Here is a 4,832-nt window from a genome sequence, read left to right on the forward strand (position 1 = left end):
AGTTCAGACGTGTGCGCTTCCGATCTCTGGGTGCTGCACGAGGCGGGACTGCGTACCCACGGCACCACACGCCAGCAGCCCCTGGCGCTGTTTGCGCTGGAGCAGCCGTTTTTGAAACCCCTGCCTGCGCAAGTACCGGACTTGGGGGTTTGGCACCCCGTCACCCCGCACCGGGACTGCCACGTCAAGTTCGAGCATGTGATGTATTCGGCCCCGTTTGCCCTGGTGGGCAAGGCGCTGTGGCTGCGCGCCAACGACGGTTGTGTAGCCCTGTATGAGGGCCATGTGCTGGTGGCCACCCACCCGCGCGGACAGCGCAAGGGCCAGCGCGTGACCACCCCCGACCACTTGCCACCCCAGGCGCAGTGGTTCTTTGGCCGTGACCGCCAGTGGCTGGACGAGCAAGCCAGCGAGGTCGGACCCCACTGCCAGCAGGTCATCGACTGGTTGCTCAGAGACAAGATTGTGGAGCGCTTGCGCGCCGCACAAGGCGTTATCGGCTTGGCCAAGACCTATGGGCACAGCCGATTGGAGGCGGCCTGCCACCGCGCCATGGCCCACGGCAGTCCTTATTACCGCACCGTCAAGACCATTCTGAGCACCAACGCCGATCAGCTGCCGATGCCCCAGACCAGCACCGATGCGGTCTACACCAAGACCCGGTTTGTGCGTGATGCCGCCAGCCTGTTTGCCGACCCTGATGCCCGCACCCATTCCCACCACCCGCAGCAAGACCTGCTGCATTAACCCCCAAAGGAGAGCATCCCATGAACCCTATCCCCGAACTGGTTCCCCATTTGAAGCAGCTGCGCCTGTCTGGCATCCTGGACTCGCTGGAGGCACGAAACCGCCAGGCCATCGAGTCCAAGCTGGCCTACACCGAGTTCTTGGCCATCTTGATGGGCGATGAGGTCGCCCGCCGTGAGCAAAACAGCTTTGGCATGCGCTTGCGCAAAGCCCAATTCAGGTCCACCAAGACGCTGGAGCAGTTTGACTTTGAGCGGCTGCCCCAACTCAACCGGGCCCTGGTGCACGATCTGGCCACGGGGCGCTACGTGCGCGAGTGTTCGCCCGTGCTGATCGTGGGGCCCAGCGGCACCGGCAAAAGCCACCTGGCTCAGGCGCTGGGTCACTGCGCGGTGCGCCAGGGCACGGATGTGCTGTTCACCAGCTGCTCGGCCCTGACGCAGACGCTGCACGCGGCGCGGGCGACCAACGCTTATGAGCGCAAACTGCAAGCGCTCAGCCGCATCCCGGTGCTGATCATTGATGACTTTGGACTCAAGCCCCTGAGGTCACCAGCGGATGAGGACTTGCACGAGCTGATTGCCGAGCGCTACGAGCGCACGGCCACCATCATCACCAGCAATCTGGACTTCAGTGAGTGGGATCAGGCCTTCCCGAGCAACCCTCTGCTGGCCTCGGCCACGTTGGACCGGCTCAGGCACAACGCTTACTGCTTGACGCTGGATGGGCAGTCGTACCGGACGCCGCGCCAAATGCCGACCACGGCGGTGACAAAAAGCAAGAATTCAAACCCACAAAAAGACGCCAAATAAGGGCAAAATCCAAACCCGAAAGATGTCAGTTTGAGCGCTTGCAGCTGGCTCCTATATGCCGAAAACAGCTGGTTCCTTTATGCCGAAAAGTGACAGCAGAAACGTAAACTGATTCTGACCCCGTAACCCAGTGCCGTAGGTGTGTTTAATTTACCGCTCGTTTTTCCCTGAACAGCTTGGCGGGCACGTAGCCCAACGCGCTGCGCAGGTGGTAAAAATTGTAGTCATCAAACCATTTACGCAACTGCGCCATCACCGTTTGTGAGTCCTACTAATCAGCCAGCTTAGCGTAATCCCGTTTAAAGGTTTTACGAAACTCTCGGCCATACCGTTACTTTGCGAACTGCCCACTCGTGTGGTCACGGGCTTGGCCTTATTTGTTGGCAAAGCTCCTGGTCTTGGTCGCCCTGTAACAACTGCCTTTATCGGTGAGCCATTCAATGGGCTTGGGTGGCTTGGGAACATGTCTAGCAACTAGACGTTCGATCATCGTAATCATGTTGATTGCCTGTTATCACTAACCGACTTATAAAGTTCCTCCATCTTTTCTATCCCATGGGCCAAACAATTTGACCCTGTTGCGTTGCTCTGGTTTCAGGGTGGCCAGGGCCGTGAGCGGAATTTCAGGTCCAACGCCATTTGGATCGCCTGCTGTTTAGGCGACACGTCAGTCGTGCGCGTTAAGCCCGGCCATCACAGAGGTAAGGCCATAAAGGTGTCGGTAACCGTGCTATTGCAGACAGCCAGCGTTGAAAGCCATGGCGGATTCAAAAGCGAAGTGCAACACCTGCCAACCCTGTAAGGTCCGCAGATGCAAATCACTCCACTCAAGCACTACAAACAGATCCAACCCGAAGAGCGTGTGACCCTGGCCAGTCTCCATTTCCAGAAGTTCACCGTTCGAGAGATTGCTCGTACCCTTGGGCGTTCGCCCAGCACCATCACGCGGGAGCTGGACCGCAACAGCATCGGCGGCCACTATGCCAGCAAGAGCGCCCAGGCCTGTACAGCCAAGCGCCGCATACAGGGCCGTCCTGAGCCAAAGCTGCATCAAGAAAGCGTTCTGTTTGGCATCGTTCATCACCTGCTGTGCATTCGGTGGTCGCCCGAGCAAATATCGATGACACTGTCAGCCACTTACCCCAAGGGCCATGAGCACCGCGTGTCACACGAAACCATCTACAACTGCATCTACGCCCAGCCCGTGGGCGAGCTCAAGCGTGATCTGATCAAAGCACTGCGTCAAGCGCACAACAAGCGCGTGCCTCGCAGCAAAGGCCAAGACCGCAGGGGGCAAATTCCTGACATGGACAGCATCCATGTGCGCCCGCCAGAGATTGAGGACCGCCAGTTCCCGGGCCACTGGGAAGGCGACCTCATCAAGGGCGAGGCCAATGGCAGTGCCGTGGGCACGTTGGTGGAGCGCACCAGCCGATTGCTGATGTTGGTCAAGCTTCCAGAGATCAAACCAGCCAGTGCCCTCAATGTGCTGCAGGGCTTCACGGACAAACTGCTGAGCATTGCTTTGCCGCTGCGCCTGAGCATGACTTATGACCAAGGCCGTGAGATGGCGATGCACAAGGAGTTGAGTAAACGCACAGGGATCGCGGTGTACTTTTGTGATCCCCACAGCCCGTGGCAGAGGGGCTCAAACGAGAACATGAATGGCTTGGTGCGGCAGTACCTGCCCAAGGGCACGGATTTGTCTGTTTACAGCCAAGAAGAACTGGATGCAATTGCAGATGAAATCAACAACCGCCCGCGCAAAGGTTTGGGGGTACGATCACCGCTGTCTGTTTACAGGGAACTGCTCCTGAACAGTCCGCAACACTCCACTCTCATCCACTGAAAAAAGGGTGTTGCACTTCGCTTTTGAATCCGCCCTATTTATTTTAGCACAAATTTCCAATTACCCAGCAACAGTTCGGTTCGAGCCAAGTTAACTTGCCCCAGAACTAAATTCCATTGTTTACTTAAATCTTCTGGGTCCTATGCAAGAACACTCTCTGATCGTCTTTGATATTCACTTTGGACGATTCTTGCTTCAATTAATTCGCCAATAGCTGGTAATAATCCCCTTTTGCAAGGGTCTCAGAAGTAGAAACGTTACGCAGCCATGGCCAGTCGCTGCTTTGGTCTAAATCCGCCCAAGGCCATATTGGGTCGGTCGTGGTTGTAAGACCACATCCACTTCGTTGCAAAGTCTTGAACCTCTGCCAAGTCATGCCAATAGTACTGTGACAACCACTCGTACCGTACCGTCCTGTTGAACCGCTCAACATAAGCATTTTGCTGTGGGTTACCAGGCTGGATGTATTCCAACCTGATGCCCAATTCAGACGCCCAGTTTTGGATCGCTGAACTGATGTATTCCGGGCCGTTGTCACATCGAATGACCTGCGGCTTTCCCCGCCACAAGATGATCTGCTTGAGCTCCCGAATCACCCGCTCTGAAGGCAACGAGAAATCCACCTCCATCCCAATGGCTTCGCGGTTGAAGTCGTCAATGATATTGAATAACCGAAACGTTCTGCCGTCTTCGAGCTGGTCGTGCATGAAGTCCATTGACCACACCTGGTTGATGCCCTGTGGCATCGTCAGCGTCTCAGGTTTCTCGCGAACCAGCCGCTTGCGGGGTGTGATCCGCAAATTGAGCTCCAACTCCTTGTAGACGCGGCACACACACTTGTGGTTCCATTTGAAGCCCTTGACCCCTGATGGCCAGTCCAAATTCCCCCACCCGTGGCCACCCCAAATTCCCCCAGGCAGCGCTGCCAGATTATGACGTTTCAGGCTGGATGGCCAAGCGAGCAGCCGCCTCCTTGAGCCTGTAGCTCTTGCCCTCAAACTCCAACATCACGCAGCGGTGCATCAACCTGTCCAAAATCGTGCTGGCCATCGTGGCATCCCCCAGATACTTGCCCCAGTCCTGCACTACCCGGTTCGATGTCACCACCAGGGCGCGGCGCAGCTTGTAGCGCTGGTGCACGATGGCCTGCAACGCCTCTGCTGCCTCCGCCGTGATCCGCCTGGCCAGAAACAAATCGTCCACGATCAGCAAATCCGGCTTGACCCACTCCCGCAGCAAATTCGCCCTGTCCTGGCTGCCCGCCAGCGCATACCGCGCAAACTCGGTGTCCGCCTCCAAATACCGCACGTCATAGCCTTGCAGCGTAGCCTGGTACGCCAGCGACTTGGCCACATGGCTCTTGCCTGTGCCCGGTTTGCCCACAATCAGTGCATTGGCCCCTTGAGTGATGAACTTCAAGGTGT

Annotated in this window: 3 protein-coding genes and 1 pseudogene; 2 read left to right on the forward strand and 2 right to left on the reverse strand. The window is 57.1% G+C overall.

What is annotated here, in order from left to right; translation table 11 throughout:
* Positions 1–767: 767 nt before the first annotated feature.
* A complete protein-coding gene (gene istB, locus AMM41_RS21425) occupies positions 768–1,559 on the forward strand; it encodes an IS21-like element helper ATPase IstB (RefSeq protein ID WP_089963962.1) in 792 nt (263 codons plus the stop codon).
* Positions 1,560–2,370: 811 nt separating this feature from the next.
* On the forward strand, positions 2,371–3,408 hold the full coding sequence (locus AMM41_RS21430; RefSeq protein WP_089963964.1) for an IS30 family transposase: 1,038 nt from the start codon (positions 2,371–2,373) through the stop codon (positions 3,406–3,408).
* Positions 3,409–3,665: 257 nt separating this feature from the next.
* Here AMM41_RS21430 and AMM41_RS21435 read toward each other — a convergent pair.
* Positions 3,666–4,271, reverse strand: a pseudogene (locus AMM41_RS21435) (IS3 family transposase); the annotation flags it as partial.
* Between the two features lie 67 nt (positions 4,272–4,338).
* Positions 4,339–4,832 (reverse strand): ATP-binding protein (locus tag AMM41_RS21440; protein ID WP_194944940.1); only part of this gene is annotated, 494 nt, incomplete at its 5' end.

This window comes from Limnohabitans sp. 2KL-3 (assembly GCF_001269405.1).
Taxonomy (GTDB): domain Bacteria; phylum Pseudomonadota; class Gammaproteobacteria; order Burkholderiales; family Burkholderiaceae_C; genus Limnohabitans_A.

Bases quoted from the DNA above. Each gene is read 5' to 3' on its own strand.
- istB (WP_089963962.1), top strand. From the start codon at position 768: ATGAACCCTATCCCCGAACTGGTTCCCCATTTGAAGCAGCTGCGCCTG.
- AMM41_RS21430 (WP_089963964.1), top strand. From the start codon at position 2,371: ATGCAAATCACTCCACTCAAGCACTACAAACAGATCCAACCCGAAGAG.